The sequence below is a fragment of the Mucilaginibacter aurantiaciroseus genome, from assembly GCF_024055595.1.
GTDB lineage: Bacteria > Bacteroidota > Bacteroidia > Sphingobacteriales > Sphingobacteriaceae > Mucilaginibacter > Mucilaginibacter aurantiaciroseus.
On sequence record NZ_JAMXOF010000002.1, the window covers coordinates 671,155 to 696,054 of the forward strand.

General features: G+C 37.5%; 22 protein-coding genes and 2 pseudogenes. 16 read left to right on the forward strand and 8 right to left on the reverse strand.

The annotated features are described in order from the left end of the window. Positions 1-169 precede the first annotated feature (169 nt). Entirely contained in the window at positions 170-1,048 is an 879-nt protein-coding gene (dapA, locus tag NAF17_RS11200; protein ID WP_252758077.1) for a 4-hydroxy-tetrahydrodipicolinate synthase, read from the reverse strand. A gap of 201 nt (positions 1,049-1,249) precedes the next feature. Between dapA and NAF17_RS11205 the strand changes: the two genes are divergently transcribed. Both NAF17_RS11205 and NAF17_RS11210 read left to right on the forward strand, forming a co-directional pair. Further along, positions 1,250-1,618: a plastocyanin/azurin family copper-binding protein gene (locus NAF17_RS11205; RefSeq protein ID WP_252758078.1), complete on the forward strand. Its 369-nt coding sequence runs from the start codon at positions 1,250-1,252 to the stop codon at positions 1,616-1,618. A gap of 86 nt (positions 1,619-1,704) precedes the next feature. Continuing rightward, on the forward strand, positions 1,705-3,048 hold the full coding sequence (locus tag NAF17_RS11210) for an outer membrane protein assembly factor BamB family protein (protein WP_252758079.1): 1,344 nt from the start codon (positions 1,705-1,707) through the stop codon (positions 3,046-3,048). A gap of 268 nt (positions 3,049-3,316) precedes the next feature. On the opposite strand, the gene NAF17_RS11215 is transcribed toward NAF17_RS11210, so the two are convergent. After that, a complete protein-coding gene (locus tag NAF17_RS11215; protein WP_252758080.1) occupies positions 3,317-3,523 on the reverse strand; it encodes a hypothetical protein in 207 nt (68 codons plus the stop codon). A 96-nt stretch (positions 3,524-3,619) separates the two neighbouring features. Here NAF17_RS11215 and NAF17_RS11220 point away from each other — a divergent pair, with 96 nt between their 5' ends. From NAF17_RS11220 to NAF17_RS11255, 8 genes and pseudogenes are all read left to right on the forward strand, one after another. Further along, a complete protein-coding gene (locus tag NAF17_RS11220) occupies positions 3,620-6,247 on the forward strand; it encodes a non-ribosomal peptide synthetase (RefSeq protein WP_252758081.1) in 2,628 nt (875 codons plus the stop codon). A 272-nt stretch (positions 6,248-6,519) separates the two neighbouring features. Beyond that, positions 6,520-7,365: an oxidoreductase gene (locus NAF17_RS11225; protein ID WP_252758082.1), complete on the forward strand. Its 846-nt coding sequence runs from the start codon at positions 6,520-6,522 to the stop codon at positions 7,363-7,365. A 743-nt stretch (positions 7,366-8,108) separates the two neighbouring features. Beyond that, positions 8,109-8,543: an META domain-containing protein gene (locus NAF17_RS11230; protein ID WP_252758083.1), complete on the forward strand. Its 435-nt coding sequence runs from the start codon at positions 8,109-8,111 to the stop codon at positions 8,541-8,543. 16 nt (positions 8,544-8,559) lie between these two features. Further along, positions 8,560-9,345 (forward strand): META domain-containing protein, encoded by a 786-nt coding sequence (locus NAF17_RS11235; RefSeq protein WP_252758084.1) that lies wholly within the window; start codon positions 8,560-8,562, stop codon positions 9,343-9,345. Between the two features lie 164 nt (positions 9,346-9,509). Continuing rightward, positions 9,510-9,842, forward strand: coding sequence for a hypothetical protein (locus tag NAF17_RS11240; protein ID WP_252758085.1), 333 nt, complete (start codon positions 9,510-9,512; stop codon positions 9,840-9,842). An 826-nt stretch (positions 9,843-10,668) separates the two neighbouring features. Further along, positions 10,669-11,442 carry a bestrophin-like domain gene (locus NAF17_RS11245; protein ID WP_252758086.1) on the forward strand — a complete coding sequence of 258 codons (774 nt, stop codon included), beginning with the start codon at positions 10,669-10,671 and terminating at the stop codon, positions 11,440-11,442. A 327-nt stretch (positions 11,443-11,769) separates the two neighbouring features. Continuing rightward, positions 11,770-12,564: pseudogene (locus tag NAF17_RS11250) on the forward strand (phospholipase A). A gap of 171 nt (positions 12,565-12,735) precedes the next feature. Continuing rightward, positions 12,736-13,059: pseudogene (locus NAF17_RS11255) on the forward strand (transposase family protein); the annotation flags it as partial. Positions 13,060-13,168: 109 nt separating this feature from the next. On the opposite strand, the gene NAF17_RS11260 reads toward NAF17_RS11255, so the two are convergent. From NAF17_RS11260 to NAF17_RS11280, 5 genes are all read right to left on the reverse strand, one after another. Next, a complete protein-coding gene (locus tag NAF17_RS11260) occupies positions 13,169-14,290 on the reverse strand; it encodes a hypothetical protein (protein WP_252758088.1) in 1,122 nt (373 codons plus the stop codon). Positions 14,291-14,407: 117 nt separating this feature from the next. Continuing rightward, positions 14,408-14,887 carry a hypothetical protein gene (locus tag NAF17_RS11265; RefSeq protein ID WP_252758089.1) on the reverse strand — a complete coding sequence of 160 codons (480 nt, stop codon included), beginning with the start codon at positions 14,885-14,887 and terminating at the stop codon, positions 14,408-14,410. Positions 14,888-15,017: 130 nt separating this feature from the next. Next, on the reverse strand, positions 15,018-16,010 hold the full coding sequence (locus NAF17_RS11270; RefSeq protein WP_252758090.1) for a helix-turn-helix transcriptional regulator: 993 nt from the start codon (positions 16,008-16,010) through the stop codon (positions 15,018-15,020). Further along, a complete protein-coding gene (locus tag NAF17_RS11275; protein ID WP_252758091.1) occupies positions 16,007-16,987 on the reverse strand; it encodes a helix-turn-helix domain-containing protein in 981 nt (326 codons plus the stop codon). The genes NAF17_RS11270 and NAF17_RS11275 overlap by 4 nt, the downstream gene beginning before the upstream one ends. Before the next feature lie 363 nt (positions 16,988-17,350). Further along, on the reverse strand, positions 17,351-19,825 hold the full coding sequence (locus tag NAF17_RS11280) for a glycoside hydrolase family 95 protein (RefSeq protein ID WP_252758092.1): 2,475 nt from the start codon (positions 19,823-19,825) through the stop codon (positions 17,351-17,353). Positions 19,826-20,207: 382 nt separating this feature from the next. Between NAF17_RS11280 and NAF17_RS11285 the strand changes: the two genes are divergently transcribed. The 4 genes from NAF17_RS11285 (at position 20,208) to NAF17_RS11300 (ending at position 23,234) form a co-directional block, all read left to right on the forward strand. Beyond that, entirely contained in the window at positions 20,208-21,233 is a 1,026-nt protein-coding gene (locus tag NAF17_RS11285) for a LacI family DNA-binding transcriptional regulator (protein ID WP_252758093.1), read from the forward strand. Positions 21,234-21,353: 120 nt separating this feature from the next. Continuing rightward, the gene (locus NAF17_RS11290) at positions 21,354-21,827 is read left to right on the forward strand and encodes a hypothetical protein (protein WP_252758094.1); all 474 of its coding nucleotides are present in this window, start codon (positions 21,354-21,356) and stop codon (positions 21,825-21,827) included. Between the two features lie 199 nt (positions 21,828-22,026). Next, complete coding sequence (locus tag NAF17_RS11295) at positions 22,027-22,647, forward strand: hypothetical protein (protein ID WP_252758095.1); 621 nt, start codon at positions 22,027-22,029, stop codon at positions 22,645-22,647. 356 nt (positions 22,648-23,003) lie between these two features. Beyond that, positions 23,004-23,234 (forward strand): hypothetical protein, encoded by a 231-nt coding sequence (locus tag NAF17_RS11300; RefSeq protein WP_252758096.1) that lies wholly within the window; start codon positions 23,004-23,006, stop codon positions 23,232-23,234. Positions 23,235-23,374: 140 nt separating this feature from the next. Here NAF17_RS11300 and NAF17_RS11305 read toward each other — a convergent pair whose 3' ends face one another. After that, positions 23,375-23,767: a helix-turn-helix domain-containing protein gene (locus NAF17_RS11305; RefSeq protein WP_252758495.1), complete on the reverse strand. Its 393-nt coding sequence runs from the start codon at positions 23,765-23,767 to the stop codon at positions 23,375-23,377. Between the two features lie 69 nt (positions 23,768-23,836). Here NAF17_RS11305 and NAF17_RS11310 point away from each other — a divergent pair, with 69 nt between their 5' ends. Continuing rightward, on the forward strand, positions 23,837-24,589 hold the full coding sequence (locus tag NAF17_RS11310) for an MTBMA_p00010-related P-loop-containing protein (protein ID WP_252758097.1): 753 nt from the start codon (positions 23,837-23,839) through the stop codon (positions 24,587-24,589). Further along, positions 24,576-24,764 (forward strand): hypothetical protein, encoded by a 189-nt coding sequence (locus tag NAF17_RS11315; RefSeq protein WP_252758098.1) that lies wholly within the window; start codon positions 24,576-24,578, stop codon positions 24,762-24,764. The genes NAF17_RS11310 and NAF17_RS11315 overlap by 14 nt, the downstream gene beginning before the upstream one ends. Positions 24,765-24,900: the final 136 nt, after the last annotated feature.

Genomic DNA, 24,900 nt, shown 5'->3' on the forward strand with positions numbered 1-24,900 from the left:
ATAAAAAATCCGGGTAGCCTTAGCTACCCGGATTTTTTATGTTTATACAGTTCTCTCCTCGCGGTACTACGAGGAGAGATAGCGGCGTGGCAGTCTTCGATAGACTTGTCGTTGACTTTTCTATAGAAGATTGCCGCGATACGCTCGCAATGAAGAGTTTTTTTTTTATCTACTTCACCAACTCCAACTGCTCTTTTATCTTTTCCTCCGCATCGGCACTTACATTAACCAAGGGCAAACGCAAAGGATCGTCGCAAACGCCTAAGGCCTTCAATGCCGATTTTACACCTGCAGGGCTGCCTTCGGCAAACATCAGGCGGGTAAACTCTATCATACTATAATGCGATGCATGTGCGCCTTTAAAATCGCCTGCAAGGCATTTCCTGATCATATCGCTAAATTGCCTTGGCAATGCGTTACCCACTACAGATATCACACCAACACCACCCATGGCAACCATTTGAAGGCTGATAGGGTCATCGCCCGAAATCACCAGGAAATCCTCCGGTTTATCACGGAACAACTGGTTCAGCAATTCAAAATTACCGGATGCTTCTTTAATGCCGATAATGTTCTTAAAATCAGTAGCCAGCCTAACCGTAGTTTGGGCACTAACTGATGAACCCGTACGGCTTGGTACGTTGTATAATATTATAGGGAGCGGCGTAGCCTCGGCAATTGCCTTGTAATGCTGGTAAATACCCTCCTGTGTTGGTTTATTATAGTGCGGGCTGGCCGATAGTATGGAATCGTAGCCTGTGGTATCAAAAGCTTTAATTTCTGCAACGGTTTCCAGGGTGTTGTTACCTGCAATACCTGCAACTAACAACACACGTTTATTCACGGCCCTGGCGGTAAAGGCGAAAACCTGCTTCTTCTCTTCCTTACTCAATGTGGCGCTTTCGCCGGTTGTACCAAGTGACACCAGGTATTCTACTCCGCCGTCAATCAGGTGGTCTATCAGCTTTTGTAAAGCATCATAGTCTACCTGTCCATCTGCATGAAAAGGAGTGACCATCGCAACTCCTGTCCCGTGAAATTTGTTCATGTGCTTGAAATGTTATAAGGCCGCTAAGATAGTAAATTAGTGATTAGAGGTTGGAGTGGATATTCAGAAAGGCTTGACCGGGCGATTCTGTGGAATGTAGAGCACCAATTTGTGTAATCACTTTAGAAAATCGCTATTAATAATTAATGAATTGATATGATCAAAGTAACACGTAATTAATGTTTGCTATTTCGGAACGAGGTGGTCAATGGCTCCGTAATCTTCAACTTGCGCTTTGATAAAGAGCTATTTAAGATAAAAAGGAATCGGAAAATCGTACTACGTTTGAAAAATATAGTATCACTAAAGGGGATGCCGATGTTACATAACGTGGTTATTTTACAAAAAGGTACGGACATTAAAAAATTTGCCGACGAAGCACGAAACGCAAAAAAAGAGGGCTATATTCCATCAAAATTCAGCTCATCAATTATTGCACATACCAAACAAGTTAGTGCAGGAAAAACAGATGAAATTAAATTTACTATTGCAAAGCCTGGTGTTTATAATTATCTCTGCAGCTTTCCCAAACATTGGGGATCAATGCAGGGACAAATAGTTGTTAAATAGTATTATTTTGAACTTCAGGAATATTTGGAAGCGCCATTCATGATTTAAATACCGTATCCTATTAAATTATCACTAGCATTCAACACATGTTTAAGTATTTTTTTATAATCGTTTTAATAGGGCTACAAAATGCCTATGCCCAAAGCCATACCAATGTGGCTTATGGCAAATTCCAGACTTCGGGAACAGATTCGGTTTATCATCATTCAAATAATTATACCGGATTAGGTGATATTAAATGGAAGTTTAAAACGCGTGGAAAAGTGTTTTCTTCTCCTGCCATCTGTAACGGTGTTGCATATGTTGGCAGTGAAGACCATTGCTTATATGCCATTGTTGTGAAAACGGGTAAGCTTTTATGGAGATTTACTACTAGTGGTGCGGTTAGCTCATCGCCTACGGTGTACAATAATTTGGTATACTTTGGTAGCTATGACAGCTATTATTACGCACTAAACGCAACCAACGGTAAATTGGTTTGGAAGTTTAAAACAGCTGGTGAACGAAAAATAGGCGCAAAAGGCCTGTGGGGCATGTCACCCAAGGATAAATATATGGAAGATCAGTATGATTTTTTTCTTTCCTCACCTGTGATTTACCTTAGTTCTAAAGGCCTTACTGTTTATTTTGGCAGCAGTGACGGCAACTTATATGCCTTAGACGGCATCACTGGAAAAAAAAGGTGGGCATTTAAGACCAACGGCATAATCCATGCAAGTCCTGCAGTATATCAAGGTAAGGTTTACATAGGAAGTTGGGATAGCTTTTTGTATGCTTTGGATGCAGCCACTGGTAAATTTGAATGGAAATTTGAGACCGGTAAACAGCCAATTTACCATCTATTGGAAGGTATACAATCATCCCCCGTCTGCGCAGACGGCATGGTTTACTTTGGCTCTCGAGATGGATTTTTTTACGCTTTGAATGCAGCTGATGGGAAACAAGTATGGAAATACAATGCAGATAACTCCTGGGTACTGGCTACAGCCACCATAAACAGCGGTGTAGTTTATATAGGCACTTCTGATACCTTTCTTTTCTTGGCATTTGACGCTAAAACTGGCAAAGAAAAACTTCGTTATAGGTGTAATGGATATATTTATTCTTCGCCAGTTGTTTCTGGTAATATTGCATATTTCGGGGATTTTTCAGGGAATTTATTGGCCGTCGATATAAAAACCGGGAAGCTCACTAGTAAGTTTTCTACAAATGGGCGCGTAAAAAATGCAATCCATATACTTAATCGTAAGGGCGATCTTGATTTTAATTTCCTGGCTAAGGGGATGAATAATTCGTTGTATGCTACCAGTGTAATAGTGATGAATAAGATTTACACGTTGGCGCCAATTGTATCTTCTTCAGTGGTAAATAACAGTATTATCTATTTCGGAAGTACGGATGGTTATTTATATGCTGTTAATTTGAAATAATCAAACAAACATTCCTATGATATACCAACACAAGTTTATCAGATGCTGTTTTTAGTTTAAGCTCTCTTAATTCGCTTAATCTAATGCTTGCGGTTCCTGATGCTAAGCGCAGATCATCCTGCTATTACGGTTTTTAAGATTTCAACGACCGACTTAAGGCCAGTCGTTGAAATGCAGGTAATGGTTATTTTCTGCCCGTCAAAGAACCTTTTAGTTCTACTTTGTATCTCAATAAATCTAAAGATTATTGATTCTCAATCTATTTAGCCTAAAGTACTATATTCAAACTTTTTAATAGAGATTTGCCTGTTTCACTGCAAAACAACTTGCGGTTCGCGCCCGGTTCGAAGAACGAAAGCGATTTACGAAGGTCAGCTGTGGGGTTGTTAAAATCAATGTTTTGCAAGTTTTGCCAACTACGCGCGTTTGGACAGGCGGTTGCGCCATTATGCTTCATGATTTCGGTGATTTTCATTTCAACTAAGCAAACTAAAAAATTATTTTTTCGTAAAACAAATGTATTTTTAAAAGCCGTTTGATAATTTAACTCAAAATTCCATTTCCTTACACAATGACATCCCTAAACAATACTACAGTAAACTACCCAAAAGAAGTTTCATTGTTTGATTTGATCAATGAAAGTACAAAAACCTATCCTAATAATATAGCGATAACATTTCATGACCGCTCGTTAACTTATTCCCAGGTTAACCAAACCGCCAATCGCATTGCCAAAATACTAATGAATAAGCAAGTTAAGAAAGGTGATGTGGTAGGGCTTGCGCTTGACCGTTGTCCGGAAATGATCATCGCACTTATCGCCATCCTGAAAACGGGAGCGGCTTATCTGCCGCTCGACCCGGAATACCCTAAAGACCGTATTGAATTTATGCTGGAAGATTCTGGGGCAAAAAAACTAATCACCTCATTAAAGTATAAGGGTCATTTTGCATCAGACACCGAAGAAGTTTTAATTGAAGATGCACTATTGGTATCGGCTGATTTCCCGCCCACACAGCCGGATGTGGCGGTAACAGGCGATGATCTTGCCTATATACTATACACATCGGGCTCTACAGGCAAACCAAAGGGGGTGCAGATTGCGCATCATAGTATGGTGAACTTAATGCTGAGCCTGCAAAAGGCACCTGGCATCAGCCCGGCAGACAAGGTTATGGCAACAGCTACCGTGTGCTTTGATATTGCCGGGTTAGATATTTACCTGCCGCTTAGTGTTGGTGCCGAAATAGTACTAATAGATTCTATTATGGCCAAAGATGGCCGGGCGCTGCTTGATATAGTGAGAGAGAAAAAAGTGACCATGTTTCAGGCTACGCCATACACTTGGCGCATGATGCTTGAAATGGGCTGGGAAGAAAAACTTCCGCTAAAGATATTATGCGGGGGCGAAGCATTAACTAAAGACCTGGCCGCCAAATTATTGCCCCGTAGTTATCAATTATGGAATATGTACGGGCCAACCGAAACAACCATATGGTCTACGCTTAAACTAATAACAAACGATAGCGAAATTACCATAGGCAAGCCGGTGGCAAATACATCGGTTTATATACTGAGCGAAACCCTCGGTATTGTACCCGACGGAGAAATTGGCGAAATTGTTATAGGCGGTGATGGTGTTGCAGTGGGCTATTTAAACAGGCCGGAGTTAAATACAGAGAAATTTGTAAGTAATCCTTTTAGCGGCATTCATGGCGATAAAATGTACCGCACCGGCGATTTAGGAAAGATAATTGCCGATGGCGAGATACAATGCCTTGGGCGTATAGACCACCAGGTGAAAATTAGGGGGTACCGCATTGAGTTGGAAGAAATTGAACACGCGCTGGGCAAACAACCCGGTGTTAAACAAGCGGTTGTAATTGCAAGGGAAGACCTCCCCGGCGACCCGCGTTTGGCTGCCTATATCGTGTTAGCAGCCGAGGATGGGGAAACGCTTGATTTTAAATCGCTTACAGAACAGTGGCAGCGCGAATTGTTAGCCGCTTTGCCAGAATACATGGTGCCCGACGATTTTGTAGAGATGGAAACCATGCCAAGTACGCCAAACGGTAAAATTGACCGTAAAGCATTGCCCAAGCCGGATTATAGCCATATAAACCGTACGGAAGCCTACTTTGCGCCCCGTACAACGAATGAAAAACTGGTAGTGGATATATGGGAAGAATTAATGGGGCTAACCAGGATCAGCATATTTGATAATTTTTTTGAACTTGGCGGGCGGTCATTGGTGGCCGTAAGGATAATGGCCCGCCTGGAGCAGGAAACGGGTAAACGCCTGCCCTTAGCTACTTTGTTTGAACATGCCACGGTAGAGAAGCTCGCTGCCCGGCTTGAGATTAATGCTGCAGCCATCACATGGGATTCGTTGGTGCCTATTAAGCCCAAAGGCAGTAAAATGCCACTTTATATAGTTCACGGTGCGGGGCTTAATGTTTTGCTTTTTAATGCACTGGCAAGCCATATGGATACCGAACAACCTATTTTTGGTTTACAGGCGAAAGGGATTAATGGTATAGACGAACCGCTGGATGTAATGGAAGACATTGCCCGCAACTATGTAAACGAAATAATAAACCGCGATGCGGCTGGCCCGTATGCGTTAGCAGGCTATTCGCTTGGAGGCATAATTGCTTACGAAATGGCCCGGCAGCTAATTGACATGGGTAAAGATGTAAAGATGCTTGCCATGTTTGATGCTTCAACCGATTATACAAAAAAGGACCCAAAATTGCACGGGAAAGTAGTAGTAGCTTTCTGGCATGTATTAAAACAAGTGGCTTACACTGCTGTATTGTTTGCCGGCGACCCAAAAAGAACTATCGAATATAAAAGCGGCGAAATAAAAAAACGGGCGCTTAAGGTTTACAATAAGCTGTTCAAAACAGCACCGGCCATAAAAACTAATTTCGCTATTTATGGCAATGAGATAGATGAGAAAAGCGATACCGCATTGCGCAATTACAAGTTGATGCCAATTAATGTTGGCATTGAGTTATTCCGTGCAAAAAAGAAAACATTTTACATGGAAGATTTTAAATATTTAGGCTGGAAGCCATACGCATTAAAAGGAATTAATGTGCATGATATCCCCGGTGAGCACAATTCGATATTTGCACCTCCAAACGACAAGGAATTTGCTGAAGTATTGCAAAAGGGCTTAAATAACGCCCGTTAATAAATTGCACATTTTTTAGGCTTTTATAAGGCTATATATCAAACAACAAGAACCAGCTTGGCTTTAATGACCGTTTTAAGTGGAAATGTAATTAGGAACAGAAACTCACTTGCTTCGCTTTATAAACAAACAAAATTATTTTACCACTTTGGCCGGGGATGATTATAGCTTAAATTAAAACAATACGCTATCGCGATTTGTCTTCATCATTGGCTTAGTGAATTAATTTTTAAGCAGATGTGGTCATAAGCAATAGCCCTATAATTGTAAGTATGAAAAGCGATAATAAAAAGAATATTACCTGGTTAATAACCGGCTGCTCTACCGGATTGGGAAGTAGTATAGCACAAGAAGTATTGAAAAGCGGTTATAGCGCCGTTATCACCTCGCGCAATGTTAAAGACATTCAGGATATCGCAGACGCTTACCCCGACACGGCTTTAGCACTTTCTTTAGATGTTTCGGATAGAGGCCAAATTGACGATGTTATAAAACGGGCGGAAGCTAAATTTACCAGCATAGATGTATTGATCAATAATGCAGGCTATGGTTTTCGTGGGGCTGTCGAAGAAGCAAGCGAGGAAGAGATGCGAAAAATATTTGACACAAACTTCTTTGGCACAGTCAGCATGATTCAGGCTGTATTACCTGGAATGAGAAAAAATAAATCAGGTACGATCATGAATTTGTCATCTATCGGCGGCCGTTTTGGCCCGGTAGGTTCAGGGTATTATTCCGCGACCAAATTTGCCATTGAAGGTCTATCAGATGCACTTCGCAAAGAAGTTGACTCGTTAGGTATCAGAATTGTCCTAGTTGAGCCTGGTGCTTTCAGAACAGACTTTGGCGGCCGGTCTTTAAATACTTCCAAAAAGATCATTGCTGATTATGAGCCTACAGTTGGACCAAGGCGTACAGAACCAAGCAACGGGAAACAACCAGGAGAACCTAAAAAAGCCGCTAAGGTACTGATTAAAACTTTTGAAGAAGCTAATTTACCTTTCCGATTGCTGTTGGGAACAGACGCCATTAAGATCATTCGCGATGAGTTGGATGCGCAGTATAAAGAACTGGAAGCCTGGGAAAAGGTGAGCATTACCACAAATTTCGAAGATTAATTGGAGATTCCGTATCCATTGACCATGCGATTCCGTGCGCCTCAGAGCACCGATTTGTGTAAGCAGGTAGAAAAAATGAAATTAATAATCAAGGATTTAATATGGTCAAAGCGTTCCGGAATCGTCTGCCTGACATTCCGGAACAAGGTGTCAATGGCTCTGGAATCTCCCATAGGGTAAGTATGTAAGAAAGCGAAGAAATCAAAAAAACGCCCAATAGTTTAACGGCGCTTATTGTAAAAGTATAAAATATTATGCGGATATCGATTTTGTAAATTTTGGATTGTTTGCCATTATTCTACTTCTTGAATCCCAATATTCAACATAATATCTTTTAGAAAATATCCGATAAAGGAACATTAACAGCTTTAACGGCATTTATATTGATTATGGGTTTAGTATACCAAATAATTTCACACAACACTTGGAATCCAACAGGTTTCCAAAGAATTATTGCATTCGCTAATTCCTCTTTTTATATTATTGTATTGGTTGTTATTCGCAGATATTTCAGATATAAAATTTCAAAATCGTAAAAAGAGCTATGGTTTTCATTACTCTATTTTGTCCATGTAATTATCAGTGGTCATTTTTCAAATTTTTATCCCTATACATTTATAAATGTTTCTGAAATTGATTACATTCATGTATTAATTATAGGTGTTTTTTTTATCCGTATTGGGGAATTTAATTTTCACCGAAAAAAAATGAAAAAAATAATTTAACCTTAATGAATTTTAATTATGAAAAATAATGCGTTGTTATTCGTCTCTCTTGTAGCAATATTTGTCAGCTCTTGTTCAACAATTAAAAACACTAAGACCACGGATAATCTTTCAAGTGCAACTTGGGAAATGGAATATATTTCGGGGACACGAATTGCTTTTGAAGGTTTATATCCTAACAAGAAGCCCCAAATTACATTCAATACAACAACAAATGAAGTTAATGGAACTTCAAGTTGTAACGGATATATGGCAAAATACACCTCTAATGGTAAAACAATTTCTTTTGGAGAGCCAGGGCCGACAACAATGATGTTCTGTGAAGGCGGAGGTGAACAAAGGTTTTTACAAATGATAAAAAAAGTCGATAATTATTCCATCGACAATAACGGCAAGCTTAATTTGAATGTTGGCGAAGTACCAATGATGCGGTTCAAAAAAAGTAAGAACTAATTTCACATCTGATCTAATGAATAAAATAGCCTGTTTTGGAATTATTCTTTTAACTGTTTTAAGTTGTAGAACCGCAGTTGTTCCAAATTATCAAAGTTCAAATTCGAAAACGCCAAAAGTGAACGACTTTGAGAAAGTGGGTAATGCTGAAAATATCTATTTTAAATCAAGCGGAACAGAGCCTTTTTGGAGCTTAACAATTTCAGATGGTAAAATTGTTTTAAAAACATTAAACGACTCCCTTGTAACTCCTTACGTGGAGCCTGTTTTGGCTATGGATGCAAATGTGAAATTGTATCGGACAAAGACTGAAACGGCTCAACTAAACATTCAAATTTCACAGCAAAAATGCGTAAACGAAATGTCGGGGAATGCTTTGCCTTATACTGTTTCTGTTGAATACAAAAAAAATGCAATCTCTGAATTTGAAAAACTGAAAGGCTGTGGGCAATATGTGATAGATTATCGATTGAACGACGTTTGGGTTTTAGAAGAACTTAATGGTAGAAAAATAACTAAACAAGATTTTAGTAAAGAATTTCCATTGCTAGAAATCCATGCAAGTGAAAATAAGTTTTTGGGTTTTGCAGGCTGCAACCGAATGAATGGTTCATTATTTTTTGAAAAGGAAAAACTTCTATTTACCAATTTGGCTACCACTAAAATGATGTGTGAGCCTGCAAACAAAGAAGCAGAATTCATCACAGCACTTCAAAGCAGCAACACCTATCAAATAGGAAACAACAAATTAACTTTGTCAAATTCATCAGAAGTAAAAATGATATTTAAAAAAATCGATTAAAATATAAAAAACTAATAATATTATCATTCGTAGCATTAACTACGATAAGGTGTAAAAACAAAGAACAAAAAATAGAAAACTTAAATTTAGATTTATAGGAAGTTGCAGAAAAAAAAGGAAATGCGCTAGATTTAGTGTTTAATGTTTTTAATGACGGGAAAAGTTTGGTGCTCTTAGAAATCATCGAAAACGGTAAAGAAATCAAAGGAAACCTTACTTATACTTTAGCAAAAAAAGATAAAAATTCAGGAAATTTCACAGGAGAACTAAAAAAGGGTTTATTAATAGCAAATTATACTTTTCAGTCAGAAGGAAAAGAGTCGATTAGACAAGTCGCTTTTAAAGTTGACGGAGATAAACTTACCGAAGGTTATGGTGAGTTAAATAATGATGGCACAGCTTTTAAAGACCTAAGCAATATTCATTTTACATCAAAAATGCCGCTAACAAAAATCGATTGCAATAGTCTAAAAAAAGCTTGTTTTTTTGAAAACTGAAAAGCATATTCCGAATTAAAATAAACCTGTTTAGAGTTAGCAACTTCAAAAACCAAACTAAATTCTTTAAAAGACGGCGCAAAAACTGATGGTAATCCTGCCTATATATCATTCAATTCAGACAATAGCAAAGTTGAAATTTTTCTGCCAAAATCAAATAATGTAATTGTGCTAAAAAAATCAAAACAAGGAAATTGGATTTTTTGAAATTACACCTTAATCTCTTGGAAAGGTTACGTCTTACAAGAAAAGGGCGTAGCGATATATGGAGGTTAATATTTTGGTGAACGTGCCGCTCATTGGTTTATGCAATATAGTTTCATTTTTCATTATCCTATAATATTGACCTTACAGACATCGAACAAAAAATTTGCATTCATAGCATTTTAAGCAGGATTAAAATAATCGTAAAAAACAGAAAACCATCTGTAAGTTTCCTTGAAGATGTTTTTTAAATTTCTGTGAACCTTATGGTCGAAATCTCGAACACCTTTGTGTCAGATTTAAAACAAACAATTAATTTGGCTGGTGAATTAAATAACAAATATTGAAAATTCTTTAGCAGAGTTTTTTGTGATTTCACTACTATTGCACAAAAATTGTGATTATTAGATTTTGCCTAGGTTAGATAAACCAATGTCAATTGATTGCATCTTGCCAAAATCAAGCAACCCCTAACAGATTAAATTTTAGTGAATTGGATTATATATAATATTGGCAAATGAGGGTCAACTAACTCTGGTTTATGCAACAAGTATTAGATTATAATTTAAATATTTAATTTACCAATTAGTAAATAAGCCAATATTTTAATAGATTACTGTATATGAATATATTATATAACATTCCTTCGTGGTTAATTGCATTGATTATGATCGCGTTAATGATAGCTACAAATGCGATTGGCTATTATTTTAAGAAGCAAAATCACAAAAAAGACCCAATCGCTGCAAAAGCAGGGCTAGGGCCAGTAGAAGGTTCTTTATTAGGGTTACTAGCGCTGTTACTATCATTTACTTTTAGTATTTCTGCTGGTAAAAACGATCAGCGAAGGCAATTGATCACAGAGGAAGCAAATGATATTGGTACCGTAATCTTAAGAACAGATCTCTATCCAGACAGTGCAAGATTGATGTTACGCGATTTATTGTCAACTTATATTAATGAAAGAATGGCTTACTACGCTGCAAACGATGATAATAAAATTATCATCAGCTTAAAAAAATCGAATACAACAAGTGCGCTGCTTTGGGGAATAGTAAGTGAACTCGCTCAAGATCCAAGTAATACTTTGCGCTCTCAACAAATGATACCTGCGTTAAATGCAATGATTGATATCGTTAGCACTAGAGACGCAGAAAGAAAAGCACACGTACCAGAATCGATCATCTGGTTGTTGTTTACTTTAACTTTGGCAGGGAGTTTTATCATTGGTTATGGAACAAAAGGTAAATTCAATTGGATAATGGTTTGGAGTTTTTCATTGATGACTGCTATTACAATTTATCTGATTTTAGATCTCGATAGACCACGAAGAGGTATCATTAATATGGATGAGGCACATAGTAGTATAATTGAATTAAAAAAGTTGCTCAAATAGTAACCAAAATATATTAGAACCAAAAAGCCCCACAATTTGTGAAGATTTTCGTGACCTCGATGGTATAAACTTGAACCAATTATTGGGGATTTGAGACTTTGAGTCGTACCATTTCTGATTTGGGGCGATATGAATGGTACAGCAAGATTTTCTATGGATTTACCAGCAAAAAAAATAATAGCGGACAACAGGGAGATAATGGTAGACAGCGAGGTTGTAAGAGTAATTAAGAATACCTTTTTTGCATACTTATTGTTATGCATGTCAGTTTCGATTTTAAAAGCACAGGAAACGCAAAAGAGAGGCTTTTTAAATAGAAGTTATAGCATGGACGAACGATGGGAGTTAGACAGTGTAAATCATAAAGGACTTTTCTTGATCACTCCTTATAAACCTGTGTACATTACAGCAGGTCGCTGGTCTAATAATCCAAATATTAAACCTATCAGCGAGAATCCGCTATTTACCCAACCTATAGCTATTAATTATAACAACTATGAAGCTAAATTTCAGTTTAGTTTTAAAATCAAAATAGCTCACAAGATTATCTGGAATCATGCCGATCTGTGGATTGCCTACACCCAAAAAGCACATTGGCAGATTTATAATGCAAAATTATCAAGGCCTTTCCGTGAATTAAATTATGAGCCGGAAGTAATCTTAAATTTTGCTACAGATTATAAACTGTTGGGGTTGAATGGCCGGATGTTTTGAATTATATTGAACCATCAATCCAATGGTAGATCCCTTCCTCTTTCAAGAAGTTGGAATAGGATTATACTTCAGGCAGGCTTTGAACGGGATAACTGGCAGCTTTTACTCCGGCCCTGGATAAGGTTAAAAGATGAAGAGGATGAAAACCCGGCGATATTAGACTATACTGGGCGCGGTGAAGCAGTTGTAGTATATAATAGGGGCAGGCATCAATTGTCATCAATTATTACTCATTCCTTAAAATTTAAAGATGGAGGAAGAGGTAGTATCATGTTGAGTTGGGCATTCCCTGTTATAGATAATCTCCGTGCACAACTACAGTTTTCGGACGGCTACGGGGAAACTTTGCAAGACTACAACCACAGACAAACAACATTCGGAATAAGTGTAATATTGGTAGATTGGTAATAAATTTAAATGCGGAGATTTCCAGTATGGTTCTAAACACAAAAAAACCCGTTCTTTAATATTAAAGCTAAATTATCGTAAAAGGGATTTTTTTATTAATTCCTTTTAGTCCGGTAACTTCATATTTAGGTTCCATTATCATTGTTCCCTGTGGGCGAGCATGCTGCATTGGCTTTAAAGAAACTACCCATTGAGTTACCTGCTGAGATTGAGGTGTCTGCAGGTTTGGCTTATACCAATTACAAGATCGAAGACCTGCCAATGGAAAATGACCAGATCGCATTAAAAGTGCACCCGAAATTAAATGCAAAAAGGAAAAGCAGCGGAAGTGCTGCCTTTATCAAAAACTATATGCGTAAAAGAGTGGAAACAACCATCAGTGAGATCAAAGGGCTTTTCCTTAGAAAGCTTAACGCGGTGACTTTTAAAAGCTGGTTATTAAAAATCACCCTGTTTATTTTCGTTTTTCCACTAAATAAAATACAACCTAACTAACAACTTGAGTTAATTATTATTCTTCATCTTTTTTATTGATACAAAGGCAAGGCGAGTGTATTGCCACTGGTACTAGAATAAGACATTAAACTACCTGATTAAGACAGAATTATTGATATATATTCCTCATTCTGAAATTGAATTGGGTCATGATTTGTCTAGTTAGTTCCTGATACAAGTCATCATACCCGGGTCTGTTATCAAAATTACCCTTTACAAGACTCCAGTCTTTATTATCCAAAGCCCTTGAATCTCCTGTGTACTTACCAGTTAAACTTTCCCAAGTATACTGAGCAGGAATATGATCTGTAGCAATCATTTTCCCGGAAGCAGCATCTGTAATCTGATAATTCATGATTGCTCTGGAATTGATGACCCTTCTTGTGGCCTGGATAGTGGCAGATACCTTAATGGTACTATTGCTGCCGGCCATTTTATCATTTTTTATAGGAATTATTTTGGATACGGTATAAGAATAATTATTAGTGGCTAAGTTGCTAAACCAAAGATCATGCATGTTAAGTTCTATCAACTGGTCAATCCTCCTGTTTGCGGCCTGTCCATTATTAGTACTATAAAATTGGTAATAATTTGAATTGCCAATCATATTGAGGTTCCATAAAATGTCCTTTTCAAAAAAGTTGCCATTGATGGTATAATAGCCAAAACGCTGATCTATTTTGGTAACCATCACATTGGTAATGGCGGCATCATACGCTTGTTGTTTCTTTGTAATCACATCTTTATAACCCGGCACATAATCATCGGCTAATTTCAGATTGCTATACGCTTTGCGGGCATTCATTCGATCGTTACGCTGCAACAAGGCAAGTCCCCTAATATAATGTGCATTTGCAGCATTTAAAGCTGCCTGATTTAATTCGACATTATAGTCTTTAGGACTAAAATCATTTATGTTTTTTGCAGTTTGCTCAACGGCGTCGTACATCTTTTGTAGGGATACGTAGCCATTATAAATTCCAGCAAGTTGAGCCGCTTTTTTACCATTACCACTCTTTGCTACCGCTATGTCTTGTTCATATTTGGAAGAAGCTTCTTTATAAGCATCGGGAAGGATTTTTTTGGCATTTGCATCTGAAGAATTCTTTTTGAGGTCACTGATTGCAGCATAAAAGGCTTTGTCATACTCGCCTTTGTCAAATAATTTCTGTGTGGATACACAAGAAGAGAGCAATAGCCCTAACAAGAAGAATATGAGAAAATTTTTCATTTTTATGAGAATAAATTAAGATAACTAAAGATAAGCAAATGCAGGATAGAATATTAAACATTAAAAAAACCCGCACTTTAATATTAAAGCGCAGGTTAACGTAAAAAGAATTTTTTATTAATTCCTTTCTATTCCGGTAACGTCGTATTTGCGTTCCATTATCATTGTTCCCTGTGGGCTGCTCACTTTAAATTCATCAGCAGGTGCGGTAGCAATTATTTTCCCCTCGGCATTCAGTAAAACCGCAGATCGGATGGTTAAAGTTGTACCAGCTTTAAAAGTAAATACTTTTTGATCAATGGTAGTAGCTTTGGCAACAGTTGATGAAAGGATTAACTCTGCTTCCTTTAATACAGGCAAAGTGATGCCATTGTCTTTTACTCCATATACTACTTTTAAAGTAGTTGCATTACTTAGGTCAACTGCTTTGCCGTCGGCAGATTTTGGTGAAGCCGCATTGCTGCTAAAAGTAAATTTTACATTGGTTACTGCATTTACTGATTCAGGAACAGCTTCATTATCCTTTTTACAAGCTGTAAATAATACTGGAAGAGTTAAAGCAACTATTGCTAACATTTTTCTTACATTGGTTTTCATAATTTCTAATTTTAATTCGTGTTTAATTAATCATTATTCTTTTATCTTTTTTGTTGATACAAAGGTAAGGCTGGTATATTGCCAGATATACCAGAATAAGACATTAAACTACCGGATTAAGACAGAACTGCTAAATACCTGCTTTGATGAATATCTCTTGAGGAAGCGATGCGAATGCCTTTTTATAAGCTTCAGAGAAATATCCAGGTTTGCTGTAGCCAACTTCAATGGACACTTCCCTAATTGAATTGAAGTTGCCGCTTTGAAGTAAGTTTTGGGCCAGCAGAAGTTTTTCTTGGAGAAAAAAACCGTTAGGACTGCCCTTCACAACCTTTTTGAACAATAGCTTATATTTAGACTCAGACATACCTGCCATTTCAGCAAGTACACTTACGCCAGGAAAATCTAAAAACAAGTTACCCATCAAATATTCGGCGGTTTTTAAAATGCCTGAAGTATCAGCTGGTGACAGTTTTTGAATAATGGGTTCAAAGTTTCTTACCCTTTTAACTAGGTAGGTGAGGGCCTTTAATGCAGTACCTTTGAGTAGCAATTCAAATAAAGAGTCATCAAAGCTGTAGGCTTTTAAGGGCTGTAGTAAAATCCTGGTATTGCTATCGATATGACTATAGAAAAACAGGGTGTTTTTGGAATCATCAAAAAGATCTTCTACAACTGCTTGTGGTTTAGTCTTACCCATAAGCGACTTAAGTAAATGTTTGCTAATAAAAAGCCTAAGACTACAATACCGTTGATGAAGGGCTGGAATCAGTGTACTTTCCGTACTGCAATCCATAAATCCCATTCCAAGTTTTGACTGATAACCAATCTTGTGATCGGTGCCATTTACGACGTGACTGCTAATCTCTTCGCTCATATCATAATAAACAATATAAAATGAGTCATTGGCGGCCATACGGGTCATTGAAATTGGCACACTAAAAGTTAGGTCCATAAACAGTAAAGACAGGCCAGGCATTACTTCCAAAAAAACAGACCCTCCATTGCCAATATCTTTGGGTAGCAATAACAATTTATCATTGATCAGCTTAGCGCCCAAAGCATTGGCAATTTGCTGCTGCCATACTGGGTTTAACGAGTAATGATGTCTGATACTGATCATAGATAACTCAGGTGTTCTTTTGGTGCCACCCCGAAAGAGGTTTTGAAGAGCTCTGTAAAGTGAGAGGCATTGGCGAAATTAAAATGAACTGCAACTTCCCCAACACTATGCTGGCCGTTTTCTAACATTTTTTTGGCAAAAGATAATTTATTGTTTAAGAAAAAGGCGTTGGGACTTAGCCCCGTGATTTTCTTAAATAAAGATTTATAACGGGTTTCAGACATGCAGGCTTCACTGGCCAACGAAGAGATTCCTGGAAAAGCTTCCGTGATTAGATCAAGTAGTACGGATTGGGAACTAATAATAGCTGCAAGGTCTTCTTTAACTACTTTTTCAATCAAAATTTCTTGCTGGCTACTTTGTTCAACATAATCGTTCAACAAGCAATACACAGTACCTTTCAAAAAGATATCATACAAGGGATCATCCATTTCCATTTTCCTTAATTCATCAATCAGCCACCATGCATTATTGCTCATCCTTTCATACCGGATAAAGGTGTTTTGCTCCTGATCAAAAATAGCATTTACTACATCTTGGAACTGAGGTAACTGTGCCAAATAATTTTTAAATGCTTCCTTGGAAACAAAAATACAGAGCATATAAGTTTTAGCGCCTTGTTTAATGATGTATTCCGAGTCAAGACTACTATCCATAATTGTCAGATTGTAATCCCATCTGCCAACTGATCTGGAAACCTCATCTATCACATGTATTGCATCCCCTTCGGTAAGATTATAATAAATCCCAATAAAATCAACCCTAGTATTGCGTTGGTGAAAAGTGACAGATTGATTATAAGTAACATCGATTACCTGCACTGTTGTGAATGGACTTACCGGCAATACATAGCGAATGCCGCTATGCACTTCATCAGGGATTTTTAGATAATTGCCATCAATATATCCATCCAGCTGTTTAGCCAGATTCTCTTTCCAAAATAATTCAACGGCATATTCATGAGTAATTTCTTTCATTTAGCCATTGGGTAAGTAATATTAAGAAAGCGAAGAAATCAAAAAAACGCCCCGTAGTTTAACGGCACTTATTGTAAAAGTATCAAATATTATGCGGATATCTATTTTGTAAATTTTGAATTGTTTGCCATTATTGTAGTTCTTGAATCTCTTATTCAATAAAATATCCGATTGGAGATTCCGTATCTATTGACCATGCGATTCCGTGCGCCTCAGAGCAGCGATTTGTGTAAGCAGGTAGAAAAAATGAAATTAATAATCAAGGATTTAATATGATCAAAAGGTTCCGGAATCGTCTGCCTGACATTCCGGAACGAGATGTTAATGGCAGCGGAATATCCATATTAGTATCGTGAAGTTGAATTATCGCGTTATTAGCTCATATGTTTTCCCTTTTTGTGTAGGAAAAGACATCACGTAGCCATTTTTTGTTAACTCAGTATTGAGGTTCAGTCCTTTGACTTTTACAGGAATACCCGTTCTTATTTTGCATGTATTTCCTACAAGCGATTTTATCTCTGCATAGGTCAATTTGTTATTACTCCACTTCATAGATACTTTAAAACCACCTCTGGCTTTAAGTCCTTTTACCACTCCCTGCATCCATGCATCCGGGAGTGCCGGCAACAGATGTATTTCGTTCAAATGGCTTTGGATAAGCATTTCTGCCATTCCAGCCGTTCCACCAAAATTGCCGTCAATCTGAAAAGGTGGATGTGCATCAAACAAATTAGGATAAGTACCGCCGGCGTTAGACATTTCTGTTGTGGTGACGTTTGTCGCTTTTAACAATTGACGGAGTAGTTTATAAGTATGGTTTCCATCCAGCAGTCTGGCCCAAAAATTCATCTTCCAAGCTATACTCCAGCCGGTACCATCGTCTCCACGTATCTCAAGTGTTTTTTTTGCCGCATTAGCAAATTCCGGGGTGCTGATGGGAGATATCTGCCTTCCGGGGTGTAAACCAAACAGATGAGAGACATGACGATGCTGCGGCTCAATGTCTTCCCAATCTTTATACCATTCCTGCAGGTTTCCTTTATCTCCAATATGTAGCGGATACAATTTCTTTTTCTTCTCTATCAGCAATTTCTGGAAATCCTGGTCCATACCAAGTTCTTTGGAAGCATCAATCAGGTTGGTAAACAAATCCCAGATGATAGACATGTCCATAGTAGTCGCCATTGATATGCCTGCACTTTTATCTTTGGCATAAATGAAGTCATTTTCTGGAGATGAAGATGGCGCTGTTACCAGATATCCGTCTTTATCTTCCACCAACCAGTCGAGGCTAAAAAGAGCAGCCCCTTTCATTAATGGATAAGCGGTTTCTTTAAGAAATTTTTTATTTCCGGTAAAACGGTAATGCTCCCATAAATGCTGGCTCAACCAGTTTCCTCCCATCACCCAGTTAGCCCACTTGGGGTCTCCCTGGCCTTTATCGCCAACAGGATTTGAAAGCGCCCAAATGTCAGAATTGTGATGGGCTACCCAGCCATTCATATTATAAAATTCCTTAGCTGTTGTTTTTCCGGTTTTAGCAATACCCTTTATCAGGTCAAATAATGGCTCATGCATTTCGGAGAGGTTAGTTACTTCAGCCGGCCAGTAGTTCATTTGGGTATTAATATTAATGGTATAATTTGAACTCCAGGGTGCTCGCAATTCTTTATTCCAGATTCCCTGCAGGTTTGCCGCCGTACCCCCAGGCCTTGAACTGGAAATAAGCAAATAACGGCCATATTGAAAATACAAGGTTTCCAATCCCGGATCCTGGCCACCTTTGGTGTAACCTATTAATCGTTCATCAGTAGGCAATGAATAATTTGTGTTGAGGGGATTGTTTTTTATGATAAGAGTTACCCGGTTAAAATATTTATGATAATCGGATAAATGGGTTTTCAACAAGTTTGTAAACGGTTTTTGCGTTGCAGCATTCAGGTACTGTTGTGCCAATTTGCTTTCATCTTTACCTTCTAAATCAGGGCATTTATCAAAGCCATTAAAACTGGTTGCAGCAGAAAGCAATATTAACACTTCTGAGGCATTTTTAACATCAATACCATTAGTATCTGTTTGAACAGTACCGTCATTACTTAAGGCCTTTACCCGTAACTCATAGCGCATACCGTTACATGAATCGGAGTTTTCATACTTAACCGGTTCTTTATTTGGATTGTAATAAACTGGATCAACGTGTGATGGCGCTTTACCTTTCATGACTAGTTCATTTTTACTGACTACCATATTTTTATAGTTTAAAAGGCTTTTTGTTCCTACTTTAAAGGTCAGTTGTTTGGGTTTATCCGCAGTAAGGCGGATGACAATAACTTGGTCTGGCGCTGATGCAAATACCTGACGGGTAAATTCTGTTCCATCTATTTTAAACCGTGTAGTTGTTATAGCATCCTGAATATTTAAATCGCGATAATAAGATGCGGGTGAAGCATCCTTAAAGGCTTGTTTAATTACTAAATCGCCAAGAGGCAAATATGATTGGGAATATAAACCCTGCATCTTCTTGCTTAGTTTTGCTGCAAGCGAATAATCCTGGTTTTTAAGTAAGGCTTCCCTTATTTGCGGTAAGTAGGTATGCGCCTCAGGATTTACATTTGTTTTAACCGGGCCACCAGACCATAAAGTACTTTCATTTAGCTGGATGATTTCTTCATCCACTTTTCCAAATACCATAGCACCCAAGCGGCCATTACCCAAGGGTAAAGCTTCCGTCCAGGTTGTGGCGGGTTGCTTGTACCAGAGTTTGGTATTTGATTGTGCGAATAAAAGATTTATTGAAATAAATAAAACTATTGTAATTAAATAAATTTTTTTTAACACGATGTAAAATATTAATGATGCATTTCAGCAATTTTTTTATTTTGATATATAATAACCGGGGTGCTGTAATTTATTGAAATAACTATTTTTCCATCATCTATCTTTATAGGCATAGCCTTTCTGTGATCTACATACAAAGCCCAGTCATCCACACTACTTTTTGATTATTACATACTTGTTACTAGGTTTGAAACTATGGGTAAATTACACATTAAAACAAATATATGTAATTATGAATATCGATTTCCACTAATTATTAAAAATACTATTTAAAACTTATTAAGCTTTGATAATCAATTATTTATTTTTTTTAAAATAATTGATATCGATTTCCATTATTTGATGCTATTCAATCGTTATCTTTGTATTGATCAACTTACTCATGACTAAAAAAAGGATTACTATATACGATATCGCTTTAGAATTGGGCATTTCTCCCTCTTCCGTATCAAAGGCTTTAAACAATTACCACGGCGCTAGCAAGAAGCTAAAAGAAATGGTTAATAAAAAAGCAATTGAATTAGATTACAAGCATAATTCAGCTGCCGCAAACCTCCGCAGAGGATCATCAAAAACCATAGGTGTTATTGTGCCACATATTAATCAGCATTTTTTTTCTGATGCCATTGCTGGAATAGAAGAAGTTTGTTTTGAAAATAACCATAGCTTAATAATCTGTCAGTCACAGGAATCCTATAAAAAAGAAAGTATTTCTATTGAAACGCTTATCCATCAAGATGTAGATTGTATCATCATTTCCATTTCTGCAGAAACTAAATCATTAGATTTTTTGAAGCAAATACGAAGTAATCATATTCATTTGATCCAGTTTGACAGGTATCTGGAAGATGTGGATAGCTGGAAAGTTGTCAATAACAACAAAGAAGCTAGTTATGGCGCTGTAAATCAACTAATTAAACAAGGGTATGAGCGGATCGCATTCCTTGGGGGGCCTGAACATATAATTGCATTCAAAAATCGTAAGGAGGGTTATCTGCAAGCCATAAAAGAAGCTGGCTTAAGCATACCCTACAACTTTATTGTTGATTGTGCATTTTCACGTGAAGAAGCTATGCATGAAGCTCTTGCTATGTTAGCCTTGCCAAAACCGCCCGATGCATTTTTTAGCGTAACTGATTACCAATGCTTAGGTATTGTTAGTGCAGCGGAACAATTGGGGTTAAAAATTCCAGAACAATTGGGTGTTTTTGGATTTGCGAATGAAGCTTTTACAGAACTGGTAAAACCAACCCTCTCCTCTGTAAATCAAAGGAGTAAGTATATGGGGAGAAGTGCCGCTAATGTATATTTTACACATTTAATAAACGGAAAATCCAATCCCGAAATTAAAAAAGAAATAATTATTGAAGCGGAAATTATGTCGAGGCAGAGTTCTACAAAAAAGTAAAAACACCAGATCCTGTAATCGCAGAGAAATATAGACGAAGATGGTTTGGAGTTTTAAAAATTTGATAAAAAAAATACAGGCACAATCGTTTTTCCCACCGCGCAAGCTGATAATGACGAAATGATTAAAGCAGAATATGGTCGTGCAATGAAATCTAACATGAACGTTGTAAAAACTCGAATTTTGGATGAATTAGCCTATTACTTACGAGAAAAGGGAGTGAGATACAATGAGATTTTGTTTACAGGTCACGGCACTATCAAATATTCATCTCTGAGATTAGGTGATTTTAATTACGATAATACCCCTGGATACAGTTTAAATGATTTTAAACCTTTTCTTACAGAAATTGGAAATTATGTTAAACCCAAAGAAAGTATTATTTTATTGGGTTGTTTTCAAGCAACTCATGCGTATTCAGACCCATCTTTGCATATAAAAATGGATGGCGAAAGTTTGATAAAACAACTTAGCAAAATCACCGGCAGGAATGTAATTGGAAACCAAGGGGCAACGTATGGTGGCGCTAATGAATTTTCTGGCGTCGCTAGCTTAAGTTCTACCCCCCTAATCAGGTGTGGGATCCCAATTTAAGGAAAATGGCACCCTATAAGTATTATAAGTATGAGATGAATTTTAAAGGGAAATGGACTATGGCTACACCAAGTGGAAAAATCTTCAATATTGGTGATGTCACATTAAACCAAAATGGCCGGTTGACTCCTGTCAATAGTTCTAATACAAATAATCAAAATAAGCCACCAGGCGCACCATAACTGTTACATATAATTCAATGACAAATCTTATTAAGATGAATTTCCGAACATATCAAATAATACTTTTGGTACTGATTGGTTTCACAAATTTAAAGTGTAACTCTCCAAATCAAAATAATGTTAGCTACTTTAATGATTTTGACATTTTTAAAAACAAAGGAATCGATAAGTTGTCGAAAAGAGATATTTATGATCGTCAAGTTAAAAAATCAACTGGTTATGTGTTAAAATATAATGAATTAGGAATAGATTCTATAATAGTTCTTAATCCTTATAAAGACAATTATGATATGAAACTTTCGGTGTCTACCAAAGATTCAATAAGTGTGTATGAGACCACTTATCCTTATTGGAAGGATATGAGTTATAAATGTTATTATGTTGTTAAACCAAATGAATTAGCAATGTATTTGGAAATTGAGGACGGATGGGATGTTCGAATTATAACGAATAAAATTAGCTACAAACAATTGAAAATAGTTTTGAGTGACGCTGACACCTTAAATTTCAAACAAAATCTCCTAAATAATAGGCCGCCAAAATTTAGGGATATGCCAGCTCACAATTTGGAATCTAATAGTATTCGATTAACTAAAGATTTTACATTTAATAAATGGCTTTCTTATTTTAAACCTTAAAATTAATTTTCAATTGTTGCTACATTTTCATTATTGACGAGTATTCTTATTATTAGTATATAACATGAATGGACACAAAATTTACCAAACTGCATATTAACTTGTGATAACAGTACAACAGGTTTTTGATAAACTTAATCAACTTGCAATGCATAAAAAAGAGTTTTAAAGAAAGAGGGCATCCTCAAAAGGGCACTAAAGTATTGACGTATTAAATGAGAGATAATAAAATAAAAATAGCTTTTAGTTTAATTGGAGGAAGCCTATTAATCTGCGTTCATTATCTGGGAATGCTGTTATTCTATATAGCAGGTTTATTAGTGCCTTTAGTGTAAATAATAAGTCTTTTTTCTGCTATGTATTATGCAAAAAAGGAGGAAGTTCCATTAACTTTTGTAAGATTATTTAAAATTAATCTTGCTGTTTCATGTGGCATGGTGCTTATTAATTTTCTTTTCCTGGCAATTGGTGGATTAATGATTAGCAGTATTCAAGAAAGTATGTTAGTTTTTCTTTTCAATTTAGCAGCAGCCTCATTGTTAAGTGGTGTATGTGCCTATTTTTTTGTAAAGGTTTGGGGGAAATAAGTAGATCGTAGTTGTCAAAGTATTAGTAAAAATGAATAACAGCCTGGTGAGAACTGGGCTTTTTATGCCCGTATATAGCCATTGTTACATATATGTATCTTTTGTTACATATATGTAACAATAAAAACTTTTCAACAAGCTTACAGCGTCGCTACATTCTTTTGAAAGAAGTCCTTAAACTTCTTGTTGGTGAGCATTTTGTCGATAAGTTTGAAGATGGTTTGTTTATCGTCATCGTCAAGCTGCTGTATCAGGCGCATTTGTTCAACGGCTGTTTTATCCTCTAAGATCACTTCCTGCGGTACCTTGCCGTCATAATTAATGACCTGGTCGGTGGTCAGGTTAAAGAGCTGCGCCATCTTTTGCAGTTCATCCACGGTCAAAGCCCTCAACCCTTTTTCGATCTTACTATAAGCAGATTTGTCCACGCCGATGTGCGTTGCTATCTCGATCTGTTTCAGGTTCTTTTCTTCCCGTATATCTTTGATGTTATCTGCCAGGCTCATAAGTTCAAAAGTAGTGTTAAATAACACTATTGTCAATATGTGTTTAATATGTAAACTTTATAGTTGCTAAAAAGGAAACATAAAATTTCATTTGTAGTGGTGAAAATAACCACCGCGTATAAAATGAGTATGCAGCTATTGAAATTACAGGTCACCAACGCCGAGCAACTGGTATATGAAAACGGTATGTTGATCTTAACGGTATTAGGCGGTATCAAACTAGAGGGACTGGACCGGATGCGGGTAACGCTTAAACTGGAACTGCCGGATAGCCCGAGGCCGCCCTTGCGCCATAACCTTGACCTGTACAACGATAACCAGCTTGAAAAGCTGATACGGAAGACAGCGGAAAAGTTGGAGATCGGCACGAGCGTGATCGCGGCCAGCCTGTCGGAACTAACGGAGCAACTGGAAGTTTACCGGGTGCAGCAACTCAAAAACCAACAGGCCGACCAATATATCCGCAAACAGCTTACCCCGAAAGAACGGGAGCAGGCCGAAGCTTTCCTAACTTCCTCAAACCTGTTAACCCGTACAAACGAGCTGATCGGGCAAAGCGGCGTGGTGGGCGAAGAATTGAACCGGCTGATCATGTACCTGGTGTTTACATCAAGGAAACGGGCGCAGCCTTTGCACGTGGTAAGCCTGGGCAGCAGCTGCACAGGCAAAACGCATTTACAGGAAAAAGTAGGCTGGCTAATGCCCGAAGAAGAAAAGATCGAAATTACCACCCTATCCGAAAACGCCTTTTACTACTTCGGCCAGCGGGAATTGAAGAACCGTTTGGTGCTGATGATTTGTAATTCACCAAACGGCGTCAGCCTCGGGGACATCGATGGCCAATCTTGACCGCGATGGCAAGCCGGATATCATTACGGCCAACGACATCGATAACACCGTTTCCATATTACATAATTATAACGCCAGTTCTGTTCCGGCACAGTTCCCAAATTCTACATTATCCGTCAGTGTCGGCAGTTTTTTCAACACCAACATTACCGAAGCGGTATGTCAGCAGGCATAAATTTCCTTTGAGAGATCAACGGAACGAAAGGCGATATCCAGATCACGGGAACCCTGGGTCATTACCAACTTTCACCTATTTAAGTGTAATATGCCGCTATCAGCGATAAGTTAACTCCGCTTAAAATCCCGGTTGA